The organism is Pseudomonas sp. DP-17 (genome assembly GCF_022380625.1).
GTDB classification, from domain to species: Bacteria; Pseudomonadota; Gammaproteobacteria; order Pseudomonadales; family Pseudomonadaceae; genus Pseudomonas; species Pseudomonas nitroreducens_A.
Map to the genome: position 1 here is coordinate 15,321 of NZ_JAKSXG010000004.1, position 12,833 is coordinate 28,153.

12 protein-coding genes are annotated in these 12,833 nt (G+C 68.2%); 7 read left to right on the plus strand and 5 right to left on the minus strand.

The genetic code is table 11. The features are described 5' to 3' along the window. Positions 1–8: 8 nt before the first annotated feature. From MJ122_RS09440 to MJ122_RS09450, 3 genes are all read left to right on the plus strand, one after another. Positions 9–869, plus strand: coding sequence for an alpha/beta hydrolase (locus MJ122_RS09440; protein WP_088417568.1), 861 nt, complete (start codon positions 9–11; stop codon positions 867–869). Positions 870–1,024: 155 nt separating this feature from the next. Continuing rightward, entirely contained in the window at positions 1,025–1,843 is an 819-nt protein-coding gene (locus tag MJ122_RS09445; RefSeq protein ID WP_239744319.1) for a DUF4892 domain-containing protein, read from the plus strand. Positions 1,844–1,931: 88 nt separating this feature from the next. Further along, positions 1,932–2,987 carry an AI-2E family transporter gene (locus MJ122_RS09450; RefSeq protein ID WP_088417566.1) on the plus strand — a complete coding sequence of 352 codons (1,056 nt, stop codon included), beginning with the start codon at positions 1,932–1,934 and terminating at the stop codon, positions 2,985–2,987. Positions 2,988–3,172: 185 nt separating this feature from the next. On the opposite strand, the gene MJ122_RS09455 is transcribed toward MJ122_RS09450, so the two are convergent. The 5 genes from MJ122_RS09455 to MJ122_RS09475 all read right to left on the minus strand — a co-directional run bounded on the left by MJ122_RS09455 (position 3,173) and on the right by MJ122_RS09475 (position 7,945). Continuing rightward, on the minus strand, positions 3,173–4,450 hold the full coding sequence (locus MJ122_RS09455) for a CynX/NimT family MFS transporter (protein WP_239743940.1): 1,278 nt from the start codon (positions 4,448–4,450) through the stop codon (positions 3,173–3,175). 60 nt (positions 4,451–4,510) lie between these two features. Further along, positions 4,511–5,158, minus strand: coding sequence for a FadR/GntR family transcriptional regulator (locus MJ122_RS09460; RefSeq protein ID WP_239743942.1), 648 nt, complete (start codon positions 5,156–5,158; stop codon positions 4,511–4,513). Between the two features lie 123 nt (positions 5,159–5,281). Next, positions 5,282–5,995, minus strand: a complete 714-nt coding sequence (locus MJ122_RS09465; RefSeq protein WP_239743943.1) for an EF-hand domain-containing protein — start codon at positions 5,993–5,995, stop codon at positions 5,282–5,284. A gap of 98 nt (positions 5,996–6,093) precedes the next feature. After that, positions 6,094–7,209 (minus strand): HAMP domain-containing sensor histidine kinase, encoded by a 1,116-nt coding sequence (locus tag MJ122_RS09470; RefSeq protein ID WP_239743946.1) that lies wholly within the window; start codon positions 7,207–7,209, stop codon positions 6,094–6,096. Next, positions 7,190–7,945: a response regulator gene (locus MJ122_RS09475; protein WP_088417561.1), complete on the minus strand. Its 756-nt coding sequence runs from the start codon at positions 7,943–7,945 to the stop codon at positions 7,190–7,192. The genes MJ122_RS09470 and MJ122_RS09475 overlap by 20 nt, the downstream gene beginning before the upstream one ends. A 321-nt stretch (positions 7,946–8,266) precedes the next feature. Between MJ122_RS09475 and kdpF the strand changes: the two genes are divergently transcribed. The 4 genes from kdpF to kdpC all read left to right on the plus strand — a co-directional run bounded on the left by kdpF (position 8,267) and on the right by kdpC (position 12,815). After that, positions 8,267–8,356: a K(+)-transporting ATPase subunit F gene (gene kdpF, locus MJ122_RS09480; RefSeq protein WP_009618573.1), complete on the plus strand. Its 90-nt coding sequence runs from the start codon at positions 8,267–8,269 to the stop codon at positions 8,354–8,356. Between the two features lie 8 nt (positions 8,357–8,364). Beyond that, positions 8,365–10,059, plus strand: a complete 1,695-nt coding sequence (kdpA, locus tag MJ122_RS09485; protein WP_239743949.1) for a potassium-transporting ATPase subunit KdpA — start codon at positions 8,365–8,367, stop codon at positions 10,057–10,059. A 12-nt stretch (positions 10,060–10,071) separates the two neighbouring features. Continuing rightward, positions 10,072–12,132 carry a potassium-transporting ATPase subunit KdpB gene (gene kdpB / locus MJ122_RS09490; RefSeq protein WP_239743951.1) on the plus strand — a complete coding sequence of 687 codons (2,061 nt, stop codon included), beginning with the start codon at positions 10,072–10,074 and terminating at the stop codon, positions 12,130–12,132. Between the two features lie 134 nt (positions 12,133–12,266). Beyond that, the gene (kdpC, locus tag MJ122_RS09495) at positions 12,267–12,815 is read left to right on the plus strand and encodes a potassium-transporting ATPase subunit KdpC (protein WP_088417558.1); all 549 of its coding nucleotides are present in this window, start codon (positions 12,267–12,269) and stop codon (positions 12,813–12,815) included. The last annotated feature ends 18 nt before the right edge of the window (positions 12,816–12,833 follow it).

Here is a 12,833-nt window from a genome sequence, read left to right on the forward strand (position 1 = left end):
GAATCGCCATGACCGCCCAAGTCCAGGAAATCCGCCTGAACCTGCCGCACATCGAGCTGGCCGCGCACCTCTTCGGCCCGGAAGACGGGCGTCCGGTGATTGCCCTGCACGGCTGGCTGGACAACGCCATGAGCTTTGCGCGCCTGGCGCCCAGGCTCGAAGGCGTACGCATCCTCGCGCTGGACTTCGCCGGCCACGGCCATTCAGGCCACCGCGCGCCGGGGGCCAGCTATTTGCTTTGGGACTACGCGCTGGATGTGCTGATGGTGGCCGAGCAGATGGGCTGGGAACGTTTCTCCCTGCTCGGGCATTCCATGGGCGCCATCGTCTCGGTGCTGCTGGCCGGCTCCATGCCCGAGCGCATCGAGCGCCTGGCGCTGATCGACGGCCTCGTGCCCTATACCGGCGAGCCGGACACCTCGCCACAGAAACTCGGCGAAGCGCTGCGTGCCCAGCTGGCTTTGCCGAACAAGCGCAAGCCGGTCTACGAAGCCATCGACCGTGCGGTGGAAGCGCGCATGAAAGGCGTCGGCGCGGTAAGCCGCGAGGCGGCGGAATTGCTGGCCTCCCGTGGCCTGGTGCCGGTGCCCGGCGGCTACACCTGGCGCACTGACCCACGCTTGACCCTGCCGTCGCCGCTGCGCCTGACCCGCGCCCATGCGCGACAATTCGTCCAGTCCGTGCAATGCCCGGCCAGCCTGGTGCTGGCGCAGCAGGGGCTCTTGATGGTCGAGCCGGCACTGCGCGAAATGCTGAAGAGCCTGCCCTTCGAGGTCCATGAGCTGCCCGGCCAGCACCACCTGCACCTGGATGACGAGGCGGGCGCCGAAGCCGTTGCCGCGATCTTCCGACCCTTCCTGCAAGCCTGAGGGAAACACCCGGTAGCGCCCTGTGGCTTGACTAAAGCGGGGCCGGCCGCGACGCTGCACGGATCGCTTCAGGGAGATTGTGCATGCTCGACATCCAGACCGCCGCGCGCCAGGGGCCGGAACACCCTCACTTCGTCAGGACCGACGCGCACCGGATGTCACGGCTGCTCCGCATGCTGATCGCTGGCGGACTGCTCGGCTTCGCCAGTATCGCTGGCTCCGCCGATCTGCCCGACAGCCACGACCTGGAGATCCTCCCGCGCTTCCCGCGTTCGGAGATCGTCGACTTCAACCAGGCCGCCAGCCAGGAGCGTATCTATCCGCAAGGCTCGATCAGCCGCATCAGCGGCCGCCTGCGCATGGAAGGGGAGGTACGCGCCATCGGCGAGCTGACCGCCGTGACCTACCGCCTGCCTGACGAGGATTCCAGCCAGAGCGCCTTTGCCGCCGCGCGCAAGGATCTGCTCAAGGCCGACGCCACGCCGCTGTTCTGGTGCGAGAGCCGCGATTGCGGCTCCAGCAACCTGCTGGCCAACTCGGTGTTCGGCAACTCCAAGCTGTTCGGTCCGGACGACCAGCAGGCCTACCTGCTGGTGCGCCTCGCCGCTCCCCTCGAGAACAGCCTGCTGGCGGTCTACACCATCACCCGTGGCAACCGCCGCGCCTACCTGCACGCCGAACAGCTGGACAGCAGCGCTGCTCTGGGCGAGCTGCTGCCCAGCCCGGCGACCCTGATGCGCCTGCTCAAGGCCAACGGCGAGCTGACCCTGAGCCACGTACCGCAGGAACCGGGTGGCGCCTGGCTCGACCTGCTGGTGCGCACCCTGCGCCTGGACACCGGCGTGCGTGTGGAACTGGCCGGCCGGCACGCTGGCGACTGGCGCGCGGCGCTCACCGCCCAGGGCGTACGCGATGCGCGTCTGGAGCAAGGCAAGGATGATGGCGACGGCCTGCATATGACCTGGCTGCGCTGATTTCCTGAGCGCATTGTCCAGGCCGAATATCCGGCACCAAGAACGGAAACGCCCTACACTGGGGCTTTCGAGCCAATCGGGGTTTCCAATGTTCGACAACGATCGCCTGTTGCTGCGCCTGCTGCTGCTCGGGTTGCTGGGTGCCAGTATCTGGGTGCTGCTGCCCTTCTGGTCCGCGCTGTTCTGGGCCGCCGTGCTGGCCTTCGCCAGTTGGCCGCTGATGCGCCTGCTGACGCAGTTGCTGGGCGGCCGACAGGCCACGGCGGCGGGTTTGCTGACCGTGGGCTGGATCGTGCTGGTGGCGTTGCCCCTGGTGTGGCTGGGCTTCGGCCTGGTGGACAGGGTGCGCGAAGGCGTCGAACTGGTGAAGAACCTGCAGGTCTCCGGCCTGCCGCCACCGCCGGCGTGGATGGCACGGGTACCGCTGATCGGCGATCGGCTGATCGGCTGGTGGTACCAGGCTGACCAGCAGGGCGTGGCCATCTTCTCCGCGCTCAAGCCCTACATGGGCGAGGTTGGCAACTGGGCCCTGGCGCGCAGCGCCAAGCTGGGCGCGGGGATCTTCGAACTGGTGCTCAGCCTGGTGCTGATCTTCTTCTTCTACCGCGATGGCCTGCGCCTGCAGGCATTCGCCCACGGTGTGCTCGAGCGCCTGATCGGCGAGGCGGCGCAGCAGTACATGGATATCATCGCCGGCACCGTGCAGCGCGTGGTCAACGGTGTGATCGGCACCGCCGCGGCGCAGGCTGTGCTCGCCACCATCGGCTTCCTTGTCGCCGGCGTGCCGGGCGCCCTGGTGCTGGGGTTGTTGACCTTCGTCTGCAGTCTGCTGATGGTGCCGCCGCTGGTGTGGGGCCCGGCCGTCATCTGGCTGTTCTACCAGGAGAGCTACGGATACGCGGTGTTCATGGCGATCTGGGGCTTCTTCGTCATCAGTGGCGTGGACAACATCCTCAAGCCCTACCTGATCAGCCGCGGCGGCAACCTGCCGCTGGTGGTGGTGCTGCTGGGCGTGCTCGGCGGGTTGCTCAGCTTCGGCTTCATCGGCCTGTTCCTCGGGCCGGTGCTGCTGGCGGTGGTCTACAACCTGGTCAGCGCCTGGGTGGCCAGTTCGCATCGGCCGCCGCCTCCGCCGGTGGTTTGAGACTGTGGAGAGGGGGCGCCGGCCACTCTGGTGCTGACGGCAAGCACCGTTCGCCACAGAGGAACTTCGGCGTAGGGGGGGGTAAACCCCACCGGGTTTTCGCCCCAAGGCTCAACGACAAAAAAAAGGTCGGGGGGTTCGGGCTTAAACCCCGGAGCGGGTTATCCGCCCTACGGATCAGCGAATCAGACGTGCTCGCTCTTCACCTGCACCAGCCTGTCCCGCCCGGCGCCCAGACCGAACACGATCCCCGCCACCGTCACCACCACGAAGATCACCCCGGTCGCTGCCCAGCCGCCGGTGGCGTCGTGCACAACGCCGACCAGGAACGGCCCGCAGGCCGCCAGGGTGTAACCCACGCCCTGGGCCATGCCGGAGAGGCTGGAGGCGACGTGGGCGTCCGGCGAGCGCAGCACGATCAGCGCCAGTGCGATGCTGAAGGTGCCGCCCTGGCCGAGGCCGAGCACCACCGCCCAGCCCCAGATGCCCGACAGCGGGGCCAACAACAGGCCGAGCAGGCCGGCCAGCGTCAGGCCCATGACGATCACCACGGCGATGCGCTGGTCCTTGCCGCGGGTGGCCAGCCAGGGCGCGGCCAGGGCGCTGAACAGCTGCACCATCACCGAGCCCGAAAGCACCAGCCCGGCCTCCACTGCGCTCAGGCCGCGGTCGATGAGGATCGACGGTACCCAGCCAAAGACGATGTAGGCCAGGGATGACTGCAGGCCCATGTACAGCGTGACCTGCCAGGCTAGCGGGTCGCGCCACAAACCCCTCACTCTGTACACCGCGCGGTGGGCGTGGTGGTTCTGGCGGGTCTGCGGCAGCCAGATGATCGCGGCGATCATGGCCGGGATCGCCCAGAAGGCCAGCGCCAGTTGCCAGCTGTTACCCATCAGCCTGGCCAGCGGCACGGTGGCGCCGGCGGCGGTGGCGGCGCCCAGGCACAGCGCCATGGTGTAGACGCCGGTCATGGTGCCGGCGATGTGCGGGAAGTCGCGCTTGACGATCCCCGGCAGCAGCACGCCAATGATGCCGATGCTGGCACCGGCCACCAGGCTGCCCAGGAACAGCCCGGCCACCGGGAACAGGCTGCGCAGGACGATGCCGCCGGCCAGGCTGAAGAGGATCAGCAACACGGTGCGCTCGGCGCCCAGGCGCCGCGCGAGCATCGGCGCCAGCGGCGCGAACAGGCCCAGGCAGAGCACCGGCAGGGTGGTCAGCAGGCCGGCGGCGGCAGCGGAGAGGCCGGTGCCGTCACGCACGGCGTTGAGCAACGGAGACAGGCTGGACAGCGCCGGGCGCAGGTTGATCGCCACCAGCACCAGGCCCAGCAGCAACAGCCAGGTGCGTTGCGGGCGCGGCGCTGCCTTTACGTCGTCGTCCTCGGCGTCGATCAGCAGTTCTTCGGGCGGGCAGGACACCTTGTGTTCGGTGTCTTTCGGGTCATGGGGCAAGGACATGGCGGGCATTCCAGGGCAGCAAGGCAGAGAACATTCGTCGAAACGTTGTGGGAAAGAGCGTCAGATCAGCAGCGCGCGATTCGCTTTCGCGGCGGCCTCGGCGTCGCCACGGGCGATGGCCTCGAGCAGCTCGCGGTGCAGTTCGAAGCTGGGTTGCGGTCGGCTCGGGTCGCCGATCGTGCGCTCCAGGCCGGCGCGGATCACCTGGGAGAAATAGCGGTAAAGCTCGCTGAGCACCGGATTATGGGCGCTGTCGACCACGCGCTGGTGGAACATCAGGTCCAGCTCGATGTAGGTGGCGAGATCGCCGCCGTGATGCACGGCGGAAGCTTCCAGCGCTTCGCGCAGGTCGGCGAGGTCGGCTTCGCTGCGGCGCTCGGCGGCCAGTCGGCTGGCTTCCACCTCGATGATGCCGCGCGCTTCCAGCGCCTGTTCCACCGAGCTGCGGGCCAGCACCAGCATGGCGTCCAGCGGGTTGGCGCAGGCGCGCACGTAGGTGCCGTCGCCCTGGCGCACTTCCAGTACGCCGGAGAAGGTCAGCACGCGCACCGCCTCGCGCACGGTGTTGCGGCTGATACCGAGGGACTCGGCCAGTTCGGGCTCCGGCGGCAGGCGCTGGCCCAGTGGCCAGGTGCCGTCGCCGATGCGCTGGTGGATCTGCTCGAGGGCGATGTCCACCAGCGAGCGTTTCTGAAGGGGGCTTGGCATGCAGACATCCAATCATCGGATGAATTTGGAAGGCCAAGACTAGGACAGCGGCGGAGCGCTGGCAATGCGAAAAATGAGCAATACCACCGGAGCGGGGGCGCTCCGGTGGCGGTGCCGGGCAGGTCAGGCGGCGATGTTCACCAGACTGCCGCTGGTGGCCTGGAGCGCAGTGGCATCGCTGCTCTGGTACTGCTTGAGCAGGTTGGCCACCAGCTTCTGGTAGGCCGCGGTGGTGTGGGAGTCCGTGTCGGACTGGCTGGCGGATGGTGGGGGAGGCGGTGGCCCATCGTCCGGGCGCTGGGCCTGGAACGCGCTGGTCGGCTCGTCGCCGCCGCTGCCGTCGGCATCGAGTTGGCTGAACACCTGGCTGAGCGGGTCGCTGGCGTCGTCCTTGCCGGCGGCTGCCAGTTCGTCGGCGCTGATGACGCCGTCGCCATTGGTGTCCAGCGCGCTGATCAACTCCTCGCCGGACCCGCCGGCATTGGCCACGCCTCCTGGGCCACCCATGCCGCCGGGCGGCGGCGGAGGCATGGCGGCCGACAGCTCGTCCTGCGAGACTCCGCCGCTGCCATCGCTGTCCAGTTGAGCGAGCAGGTCGTCGACATCGATGCTGCTGTCACTGTCACCAGAAGACAGAGCGCTGGTCAGCTCGTCTTTGGTGAGGTTGCCGTCGCCATCGCTGTCGATGGACTTGAACAGGTCTTCCTGGAATTTCGCCGCGCCCTGGTTGCCTCCGCAGTTGCCGGCCTGGGTGCCGGTCGAACTGCTGGCGGTCTGGGTCCTGGCGAGCGTCGAGCCGGTGTAATAGCTCGAGTAGCTGCTGACGCCGCTGATCATAGGACTGTCTCCATGGTTGCCCGGAGGGTTCTCCGGTTTTCGCAGCCTCGGTGGCGTCTGTGTCGAGGGTTTGTGCGCCTTGTATGCGTCGCTCTACATCAGCCTCGTGGCAGGCGCAGCACGGCGGTGGCGCCGCCGCCCGGGGTTTCCTCGAAGGTCAGGTCGCCGCCCTGGCGCCGCGCGGCATCGCGGGCGATGGCCAGGCCCAGGCCAACGCCGCCGGAGTTGCGGTTGCGCGAGCCTTCCAGGCGGAAGAACGGTTCGAACACCTGCTCGCGCAGCTCGGCGGGAATGCCCGGGCCGTGGTCGCGCACTCGGATTTCCACCTCGCGGGTACCGTCGCGCAGCTCGATGCTGACCTCGCCGGCGTAGCGCAGGGCATTGTCCAGCAGGTTGTTCAGGCACGAGCGCAAGGCCATGGGCTGCACCTTGAGCGGCGCGCAGACGCCTTCGACGCCGACATCGGCGCCACGTTCGCAGGCGTCTTCGGCCAGGGAGTCGGCCAGGGCCTTCACGTCGAACCACTGCAGCGGCTCGGTGGCGCGCTCCTGCTGCAGGTAGTGCAGCGTGGAGTCGAGCATGCCGATCATCTCGGCCAGGTCCTGGCCGATACGCGTGCGCAGCTGCGGGTTGTCGATTTCCTCGACGCGCAGGCGCAGGCGCGACAGCGGGGTGCGCAGGTCATGGGAGACCGCCACCAGCATGCGGCTGCGCTGCTGCACCTGTTCGCGGATGCGTTCGCGCATGCGGTTGAAGGCGTGGGCGGCCTGGCGCGCTTCGCGCGGGCCGGTTTCCGGCAGGGGCGGGCTGTCCAGGTCTTCGGAGAGGCGCAGTGCGGCGTCGCCCATGCGCTGCACCGGACGCGCCAGCAGGCGGGCGCCGATGCCGGCGGCGAGGATCAGCGCCAGCAGCTGGAAGGCGAACGGCGCGCTCCAGAACGGCAGGCGCGGCGGCGGAGGCGGACGGAAACCCTCGGGTGGCGGCTGGAAGCCTTGCGGCGGCGGGCCGTGCTCGAAGCCCTGCTCCGGCGGCGGTGGTGGCGGCATGTCGGGCCGGTGCGGGCCGTAATGGTGGAACCAGGCAAAGGCCAGCAGGTGGGCGATCACGATGGCCAGCAGGAATACGCCGAACAGCCGGGCGAACAGGCTGTCGGCACGCTGCAGCGGTTTTTCCCTGGCGCGCTCGGGCGCGGGCTCAGGCGATGTCGCGGACATCGAACAGGTACCCCTCGCCGCGCACGGTCTTGATCAGCCGCGGCGAGCGCGGATCGTCGCCGAGCTTCTGCCGCAGGCGCGAGACCAGCAGGTCGATGCTGCGGTCGAAGGCCTCGATGGCGCGGCCGCGAGCGGCGTCCAGCAGCAGCTCGCGGTTGAGCACCCGCCGCGGGCGTTCGAGGAACACCCAGAGCAGGCGGAATTCGGCGTTCGACAGCGGCACAACCAGGCCATCGGGTGCATGCAGCTGGCGCAGCACGCTATCCAGGCGCCATTGGTCGAAGCGCACCTGGGCGCGCGGTTCACCACGTGCGCCTTCCTCGCTGGGGCCGCTGCTGCCGCGCACGCGGCGCAGGATGGTCTGGATTCGCGCTACCAGCTCGCGCGGCTCGAAGGGCTTGGCCATGTAGTCGTCGGCGCCCAGCTCCAGGCCGATGATGCGGTCCGCCGGCTCGCAACGGGCGGTGAGCATGAGGATCGGGATGTCCGACTCGGCGCGCAGGAAGCGGCACAGGGAAAGGCCATCCTCGCCGGGCAGCATCAGGTCCAGTACCACCACGTCGAAACTTCCGTTCTCCAGTGCGCGGCGCATTCCGATGCCGTCGGCTACGCCATGGGCCTCGATGTTGAAACGCGCGAGATAACCGCAGAGCAGCTCGCGGATCGGCTCGTCGTCATCCACCAGCAGGGCACGGATAGTCCAGCGGCGTGGGTCGTCGGAAGTGGTGAGTTGCATGAAGGGACCTGTCGCAGGAAAACGTAGGGCAGGGTGGCCAAAGGCCTCGATGGGCGTGCGACGAACGCATGCTAACCCGTCATCGCGAGCGCGGGCCATGGTCGGCGAGGCTGCAGTCGACGGGTGTCGCCAGCGTGTCCGCTCTGTATCGATGCCGATACAAAGCTTTCCGACAACCGTGCCAGAGCGGTTTTTTACGCTTTCTTTATGCCGCCCGCCGGGGTCGGGAATCGCTCCTTTACGCGCAGCTTGCGGAAAATTTCCGTCAGGCGGCAACGGCCGCCCAAGCGATGGAGTCGCCCGCGTGAGGAGAAATAGATCATGAGCGTGCTCGACGGTGTTTCCCTGGTCCTGGCGACCGGGCTGTTCATCTACCTGCTGGTGGCGCTGCTGCGCGCCGACCGTTCCTAGGAGTGGCCATGAACAGCCATGACGTATTGCTGATCGTTGCCTTCCTGGCGCTGGTGCTGGTGCCGGCGCCCTTCCTCGGGCGCTTCTACTACAAGGTGATGGAAGGGCAGCGCACCTTCCTCAGCCCGATTTTCCTGCCGGTGGAGCGGGCGATTTACCGTGCTTGCGGCATCCACCCCGAAGACGAGCAGGACTGGAAGCGCTACACCCTGGCCCTGCTGGCGTTCAACCTGGTGGGGCTGGTGCTGCTGTTCGCCATCCTCATGCTGCAGGGGCTGCTGCCGCTCAATCCGCAACACCTGCCGGGCCTGGAGTGGACGCTGGCGTTCAACACCGCGGTGAGTTTCGTCACCAACACCAACTGGCAGGCCTACAGTGGCGAGGCCTCGCTCAGCTACCTGAGCCAGATGCTCGGCCTGACCGTGCAGAACTTCGTCAGCGCCGCCGTCGGCCTGGCCGTGCTGGTGGCGCTGGCCCGTGGCATCTCGCGCAAGTCGACGAACAACCTGGGCAACTTCTGGGTCGACCTGACCCGCGCCACGCTTTACGGGCTGATCCCGCTGTGCCTGCTGCTGGCGCTGCTGCTGGTCTGGCAGGGCGTGCCGCAGACCTTCCTCGACTATGCCCACGCGCTGACCGTGCAGGGCGCCGACCAGTCCATTCCGCTGGGCCCGGCAGCCAGCCAGATCGCCGTCAAGCAACTGGGCACCAACGGCGGCGGCTTCTTCGGCGTGAACTCGGCGCACCCGTTCGAGAACCCGACCATCTGGAGCAACCTGTTCGAGGTCTCCTCGATCATCCTGATCCCGGCCGCGCTGGTGTTCACCTTCGGCCACTACGTGAAGGACCTGCGCCAGAGCCGCGCCATCCTCGGCTGCATGCTGGTGCTGTTCGCCCTGGGCCTGGGTGCGTCGCTGTGGGCCGAGTACCAGCCCAACCCGGCGCTCAGTGCGCTGCCGGTGGAGCAGGTCGCTCCGCTGGAGGGCAAGGAAAGCCGCTTCGGCACTACTGCCAGCGTGCTCTGGTCGGTAACCACCACGGCGGCCTCCAACGGCTCGGTGAACGCCATGCATGACAGCCTCAACCCGCTGTCGGGCATGGTGGCGATGCTCAACATGATGGTCGGCGAAGTGATCTTTGGCGGCGTCGGCGCGGGCCTCTACGGCATGTTGCTGTTCGTGCTGATCGCCGTCTTCCTCGCCGGGCTGATGGTCGGCCGCACCCCGGAATACCTCGGCAAGAAACTCGAAGCCCGTGAAGTGCGCCTGCTGGTGGCGACCCTGCTGGTGATGCCGGTGGGCGTGCTGGTGCTCGGCGCCATCGCCGCCAGCCTGCCGGGCCCGGCGTCGGCGGTGACCAATCCGGGGCCGCATGGCTTCAGCCAGTTGCTCTACGCCTATACCTCCGGCACCGCGAACAACGGCTCGGCTTTCGCCGGCTTCGGCGCCAACACCCCCTTCCATAACCTGATGATCGCCCTGGCCATGCTGATCGGCCGCTTCGGCTACATCCTCCCGGTGCTGGCGATCGCCGGCAGCCTGGCGGCGAAGAAGGCCACCCCGGTCGGCCCCAACAGCTTCCCGACCCACGGCCTGCTGTTCGTCAGCCTGCTGACCGCCACCATCCTGCTGGTGGGCGGCCTGAACTTCCTGCCGACGCTGGTGCTGGGCCCGGTGGCCGATCACCTGACGCTTGGCTTCTGAGGAGCTGTCGCAATGAATGCGAAAACCCAGGAACCGGCCCTGAACAAGGCCGTCGAGAAACGCCCGACCACCGCGCTGTCCGCCCTGTGGAAACCGGCGCTGCTGCAGGCCTTCGTCAAGCTCGACCCGCGCCAGCTGCAACGCTCGCCGGTGATGCTGGTGGTGGCCCTGACCGCCGTGCTGACCACCGTGCTCTGCGTGGTCGGTGGTGAAGCTGTACCGACCTTCGTTGCCGTGCAGATCGCCGTATGGCTGTGGTTCACCGTGCTCTTCGCCAACTTCGCCGAGGCTCTGGCCGAGGGCCGTGGCAAGGCCCGCGCCGATAGCCTCAAGGCTGGCACCCAGGGCCTGCAGGCGATGCGCCGCACCAGCAGCGGCAATTTCGAGAAAGTCGCCGCCAGCAGCCTGCGCAAGGGCGACGTGGTGCGCGTCGAAGCCGGTGAGCTGATCCCCGGCGACGGCGAGGTGATCGAAGGCGTGGCGGCGGTCAACGAAGCCGCCATCACTGGCGAATCCGCTCCGGTGATCCGCGAGTCCGGTGGCGACCGCTCGGCCGTGACCGGCAACACCCGGCTGGTTTCCGACTGGCTGCTGGTAAAGATCACCGCCAACCCTGGTGAGTCCACCCTCGACCGCATGATTGCCCTGGTCGAAGGCGCCAAGCGCCAGAAGACCCCCAACGAAGTCGCGCTGGACATCCTGCTGATCGGCCTGACGCTGATCTTCCTGCTGGTGGTGGTCACCCTGAAGCCCTTCGCCCTGTTCGCCGGCGGCAACCTGCCGCTGGTGTTCCTGGTGGCGCTGCTGGTGACCCTGATCCCCACCACCATCGGTGGCCTGCTCTCGGCCATCGGCATCGCCGGCATGGACCGCCTGGTGCGCCTGAACGTCATCGCCAAGTCCGGCCGCGCCGTGGAAGCGGCGGGGGACGTGCACGTGCTGATGCTCGACAAGACCGGCACCATCACCTTCGGCAACCGCCGCTGCAGCGCCCTGCACACCGCCCCCGGCGTGCAGCCGCTGGAGCTGGCCGAGGGCGCGTTCCTCGCCTCGCTGGCCGACGACACGCCCGAGGGCAAGTCCATCGTCGAGTTCCTGCGGGCGCAGATCATCCTGCCGGAGCCGGAGCGCAACCGCGTGACTCCGGTCGCCTTCAGCGCCGAGACGCGCCTGTCGGGCATCGACTTCGATGGCCATGTCTACCGCAAGGGCGCGGTGGACGCGGCGCTGGCCTTCGTCGGCCTGGGCCGCACGCAGATGCCCGAAAGCCTGGCCAAGGAGATCGAGCGCATCGCCCAGAGCGGCGGCACGCCGCTGCTGGTGGTGGCCGACGGCGAGCTGCTGGGCGCCATCCACCTCAAGGATGTGGTCAAGCCGGGCATCCGCGAGCGCTTCGCCGAGCTGCGCCGCATGGGCATCCGCACCGTGATGGTGACCGGCGACAACCCGCTGACCGCTGCTGCCATCGCCGCCGAAGCGGGCGTGGACGACGTGATCGCCGAAGCCACGCCGGAGAAGAAGCTGGCACGCATTCGCCAGGAGCAGGGCGAGGGCCGCATGGTCGCCATGTGCGGCGACGGCGCCAACGATGCGCCCGCGCTGGCCCAGGCGGATGTCGGCATGGCCATGAACGACGGGACCCAGGCCGCCCGCGAGGCCGCCAACCTGGTGGACCTGGACAGCGACCCGACCAAGCTGCTGGACGTGGTCCAGGTGGGCAAGGAGCTGCTGGTGACCCGTGGTGCGCTGACCACCTTCTCGGTGGCCAACGACGTGGCCAAGTACTTCGCCATCCTCCCCGCGCTGTTCGCCGGCATCTACCCGCAGCTGGGCGTACTCAATGTGATGAAACTGGCCAGCCCGCAGAGCGCCATCCTCTCGGCCATCGTGTTCAACGCACTGATCATCGTCGCGCTGATCCCCCTGGCCCTGCGCGGCGTGCGCGTGCAGGCCAGCGATGCCTCGCAGCTGCTGCGGCGCAACCTGCTCATCTACGGCGTGGGCGGGCTGGTGGCGCCGTTCGTGGGGATCAAGGTGATCGACATGATCCTCGTTGCCGTCGGCCTCGCCTGACGCCCTTTGTAGGTTGGCGTGGAGCGAAGCGATACCCAACAGATCGCCGAACCGCGATGGGTATCGCTCCGCTCCACCCATCCTACGAACGCTACTCATGTAGCACGCACTGAACGCCAAAGAGGAACACCAACATGCTCAACCAACTCCGTCCCGCCATCGCCTCGCTGGTCCTGCTCAGCGCCGTCACCGGCGTCGCCTATCCGCTGGCCGTCACCGGCATCGCCCAGGTGGCCTTCCACGACCAGGCCAACGGCAGCCTGGTGCGTGACGAGAACGGCAACGTCCGCGGCTCGGCCCTGATCGCGCAGAAGTTCGACGGCGCCCAGTGGTTCCACTCGCGCCCCTCGGCGGGCGACTTCGCCACCGTCTCCAGCAGCGCCAGCAACCTTGCGCCCGGCAACCCGGCGCTGGCCGAACGCATCGCCAAGGATGCTGCCGCCCAGCAGATCGGCGCGCAGCCGGTGCCGCTGGCGCTGGTCACCACCTCCGGCAGTGGCCTCGACCCGCAGCTGCCGCCCGCCGCCGCGTTGTACCAGGTGCCACGCATCGCCCTGGAGCGCGGCGTGCCCGCAGCGAGCCTGGAAAAGCTGGTGGAAGCCAACACCGAACGCCCGCTGATCGGCCCCGCCGTGGTCAACGTACTGGCGCTGAACATGGCCCTGGCCAGCCTGCCTCGCTAGACTCCAGCGCCAGAGCCG

What these genes read in the sequence shown, in the direction of transcription:
- MJ122_RS09440 (WP_088417568.1), top strand. Translation starts at nt 9, where the DNA reads ATGACCGCCCAAGTCCAGGAAATCCGCCTGAACCTGCCGCACATCGAG.
- MJ122_RS09445 (WP_239744319.1), top strand. Translation starts at nt 1,025, where the DNA reads ATGTCACGGCTGCTCCGCATGCTGATCGCTGGCGGACTGCTCGGCTTC.
- MJ122_RS09450 (WP_088417566.1), top strand. Translation starts at nt 1,932, where the DNA reads ATGTTCGACAACGATCGCCTGTTGCTGCGCCTGCTGCTGCTCGGGTTG.
- MJ122_RS09455 (WP_239743940.1), bottom strand. Translation starts at nt 4,450, where the DNA reads ATGTCCTTGCCCCATGACCCGAAAGACACCGAACACAAGGTGTCCTGC.
- MJ122_RS09460 (WP_239743942.1), bottom strand. Translation starts at nt 5,158, where the DNA reads ATGCCAAGCCCCCTTCAGAAACGCTCGCTGGTGGACATCGCCCTCGAG.
- MJ122_RS09465 (WP_239743943.1), bottom strand. Translation starts at nt 5,995, where the DNA reads ATGATCAGCGGCGTCAGCAGCTACTCGAGCTATTACACCGGCTCGACG.
- MJ122_RS09470 (WP_239743946.1), bottom strand. Translation starts at nt 7,209, where the DNA reads ATGTCCGCGACATCGCCTGAGCCCGCGCCCGAGCGCGCCAGGGAAAAA.
- MJ122_RS09475 (WP_088417561.1), bottom strand. Translation starts at nt 7,945, where the DNA reads ATGCAACTCACCACTTCCGACGACCCACGCCGCTGGACTATCCGTGCC.
- kdpF (WP_009618573.1), top strand. Translation starts at nt 8,267, where the DNA reads ATGAGCGTGCTCGACGGTGTTTCCCTGGTCCTGGCGACCGGGCTGTTC.
- kdpA (WP_239743949.1), top strand. Translation starts at nt 8,365, where the DNA reads ATGAACAGCCATGACGTATTGCTGATCGTTGCCTTCCTGGCGCTGGTG.
- kdpB (WP_239743951.1), top strand. Translation starts at nt 10,072, where the DNA reads ATGAATGCGAAAACCCAGGAACCGGCCCTGAACAAGGCCGTCGAGAAA.
- kdpC (WP_088417558.1), top strand. Translation starts at nt 12,267, where the DNA reads ATGCTCAACCAACTCCGTCCCGCCATCGCCTCGCTGGTCCTGCTCAGC.